Raw genomic sequence first — 3,763 nt, forward strand, 5'->3', positions numbered from 1 at the left:
ATCATGATGGGGATCAAACGCGCTATTGGCTTGGGGTTGCTGGCAACCACTTTTTTTGCTGGCAGTGCCAGTGCGGTGGAATTTGGCAGCAACGACTACGAGGTGTATAGCGGTAACCTCAATAATGACGGCTGCGAAGACATCTACCTCAAAGCCAAAGAGCGTGTGATACTGATCACCGTCGATATTACGACCCCCATCCTGATTCCCCCGGCTGGCAGCAGCTACAAGATTCTCAGTTCGGTAGTTGATAATCAGTGCACATATCCCGATGCCAATGTCCTGGTGGATGAAACCATTGATGTGACCAGCTTGACAGCAGGTGCTTATCAATATGTCAGTGGTGATTTCAATAACGATGGCTTTCAAGATGTTCGTTTAGTTCCCGCTTCTTCATCCAATTCCGCCTTAACTTTGGCCGGTGGCTCCACGCCTAGCTTCATTGGTGAATTTGTTGCGGCTGCACCATCTGTCCATGTAGAACCGACCCCGAGCGCCAGCTCAGCCGAAGTCCTGGAAACAGACAGTGTGGGCACTACAGCAGGCAGCTTTCGGGTGGACGAATCCGGCAGTGCCACTTACAGCATTCCCATTGCCACCGCAGAGGGCACCGCTGGTGTGGCGCCGCAACTTTCCCTCAATTACAACAGTGGTGGGGGTAATGGGGTAGCGGGCCTTGGCTGGAACATCGGTGGTTTAAGCGGCATCAGCCGTAGCCGACAAACCCTGCAACAAGACGGTGTCGCCAAACCCATCAGCTGGGGTGCAAATGACCGCTTCGCCCTGGACGGCCAGCGCCTGATTTTGGTGTCCGGCATCTACGGCGATCCCGATTCCGAATATCGTACGGAGATTGACAGCTTTGCCAAGATCACGGCCAAAGGTGGCACCACTGGCCATCCGGATTATTGGGAGGTCAAGCGCAAAGATGGTTCCATCAGCACCTACGGTTGGGGCGGGAGCAGTGACTCGGAGCAACAGCCTTACAATGCCAATGGTACAACCAGTGGTTATGTGCTCACCTGGGCGCTAAAAGAGTTCCGGGACGTGGCGGACAACCGCATTGTGTACAGTTACCACAATGATCTGGACGGTCACCGCCTGGATAAAGCGCAATACGCCTATGGCGATGCCAATAGCCATAGCTTTTACAACGCTCATGTGTTGTTTGAATACGAAACTCGTACCGACCCTATCAATGGGTACGTAGTAGGCGGTTATCGCACCTACCAAACCCAACGCCTTAATCGAATTCGCTCGTACAATGGTTCTACAGAATTGCGTCGTTACAACTTGACTTACCGTGCCCAGCCCAGTTTTACCACTGAGAGTGGTGCCAGTGTCGATGCGGATCAGATCAGTCGCCTTGAAAGCAGTCAGGAATGTGTCGGCAATCACTGTTTGCCTGCAACTCAGTTTGATTGGTCGGTGCCAGTGTTACCACATATCAGCGACACTGCAGTGGCAGGCGCCAACGGTTCGGCCAGTAACTCGACTCGGCAGGTAGTGCAGCGGGTTGGTGACGTCAATGGAGATGGTCGTGACGACATTGTGTGGACCGAGCGAGATAGTAGTGAGAATCTATGGTTGTATTACGCTCTGTCTAATGGTAGCACTCAGATACCAGCCACTTTCAGTGATAATAGCAGTGCCTATTATGTCGGTGACCGAATCGTTACGACGACACAGATTCCTTACGGCTCGAGTACGACTACTCGCCCACCCAACACAGAGTTGACTCTGCTGGACTACAATGCGGATGGGGTGCAAGACGTATTAATCACCAGTGAGTCTGGGAACCGAGTATTGTTGTCAACACCGTCTTCTGCCGGTGTGTGGTCTTTGTCCGCCACTGCAGTGCCAGAGTTTTCTGGCATTGGGTTGAGGGTATCGCAGGCTGATTTGGACTCAGATGGATTGGGGGATATCGTCTTCCGCGAGTATGGTACCGGGTTACCCAAAGCCCACAAACTGAAGCGCAATCCAGCGAAAACGGATAACTCCTCAGCGGCCTATCATTTTGACGCCAGCTCGGTGGCGTATGGTGATACGGATGGCTGGCTTTATATGTACAACCAAGGCGCGGATTTCAATGGAGATGGCCGCAACGACCTGGTGGTGGCTGAAGAAAAAATACGGGGTTCCTTTGGTAGCACCAGCACCTGTGCTGAATATAACGATGCGGGTTATTGCGAGATATTGCGGGAGACGGCGCCACTAAAGGTGTTCGTGCGTACGGAAGGAGACTATCAACTCTACGCGAATGTGGACTATCGAATCGATCACTGGCTGGATGCCTTATCGAATATCACTCATTCACTGGAGAGCGCTTCGGGAATTGATATCAATGGTGATGGGCTCAGTGATCTGGTATTGCAAGGCTCACTGAATGTTGATTTGTACAGTCCAGAGGATCTCGCTGTAAACCCAAATGCACCCCCCTATGCCTCATACACTTACACGTCAGTACAGGTTTTTATCAACCGCGGCAATGGGGTGTTTGACCGTCTGGCTGAGGGCTATGCGATGTCGGGTGCCAATCCTTACGGCCCACTGATTGATATGAACCGAGACGGCTTTATGGATCTGGTGGTGCTCGGAGAACAAAAATCGTTGACTAGTCACGCGGTCGTGGTTCGCTTTTGGAACCCGTCTACCGAAACCTTTGATGATGGGGTGGAGTTTGGCTTGGACGGCGATTGGGAATCTGGCTATGGACACCTATTTGCCGATATTAACGGCGATGGTGCTCCGGATATCCGTAAAAAAAACCTGCAAGCTGTAGGCAACTCGGATGATCGTTGGGAGTACTACCTCTCTACCAATGGGGCCATCAATCTATTGGCCAACAAAATCACTCAAATTACCAACGGCCTGGGCGCTGAAACCAACATCACCTACCAGACCCTGTCCACCAGTGGCCACTACGAAAAACCTCGGGTCAGCAATGCAGGTGGTGAATACAACCACAGCAGTGTGGCGAGCTTTTACACCGCCCTCAACCAGGACTGGCAGACTGACGCCGGTGCCGATGGTATAGGCCGTCGCCTGATCGATACAGACGGTGATGGCGACGTAGACAGCAATGACATGTTGGCGCCAGTCTTGCCGCTCAATGGCCAGATACCGGTCGTCACCAGCGTGGACCAATCGGCGCCCATCGCCACCGATGCCAACAACGTACACACCACAGAATACTACTACGCCGACGCCAAACTGCAGGCCATGGGTCGTGGTTTTCTGGGCTTTGGCCGAATGCGCCAAGTGGACGCCACAACGGGCGTTCAAAACACCACCTGGTACCGCCAGGACTTCCCGTTCCAGGGTCACCCCAAAAAAGTAGAAGTGCGCAGTAAAGAAGGCCACCTGCTGTCAGAGACCGAGAACACCTGGAAACTGAAAGTGTGGGATTGGAACAACCCCGGTTCGGTGGGTAGCCTTGGGCACACTGGCCACCTTACCGACTGGTCGAGCGTGGCGGGCACTAGCAGCGGCAAGTACCAACAGCTGACCTTGTTCAACAATGGCCAGGGCATTTTCCGTCCTTACCTGGCGCAGTCCGTCCAAAGAACCTACGACCTGGTGGACAACGCCAGCGGCGCCACCACTACCCAGGGCAGTTTGCTCAAAACCGTCACCACGGAAACCACCGAAGACGGCTACGGCAACCCACTGACGCAAATCGCCACCACCGTGGACAACACCACCGGCTTGAACACCAGTGGCCACCAATACAAAGTCACTACCACCAACGTCTACGACA

Annotated in this window: 1 protein-coding gene; it reads left to right on the forward strand. The window is 53.4% G+C overall.

Going from position 1 to position 3,763, the window contains the following annotated elements:
- A partial coding sequence (locus tag QSV34_RS15085; protein ID WP_289156063.1) for an FG-GAP-like repeat-containing protein occupies positions 1-3,763 on the forward strand: 3,763 nt, incomplete at both ends.

The sequence above is a fragment of the Porticoccus sp. W117 genome, assembly GCF_030341905.1.
Taxonomy (GTDB): domain Bacteria; phylum Pseudomonadota; class Gammaproteobacteria; order Pseudomonadales; family Porticoccaceae; genus SCSIO-12696.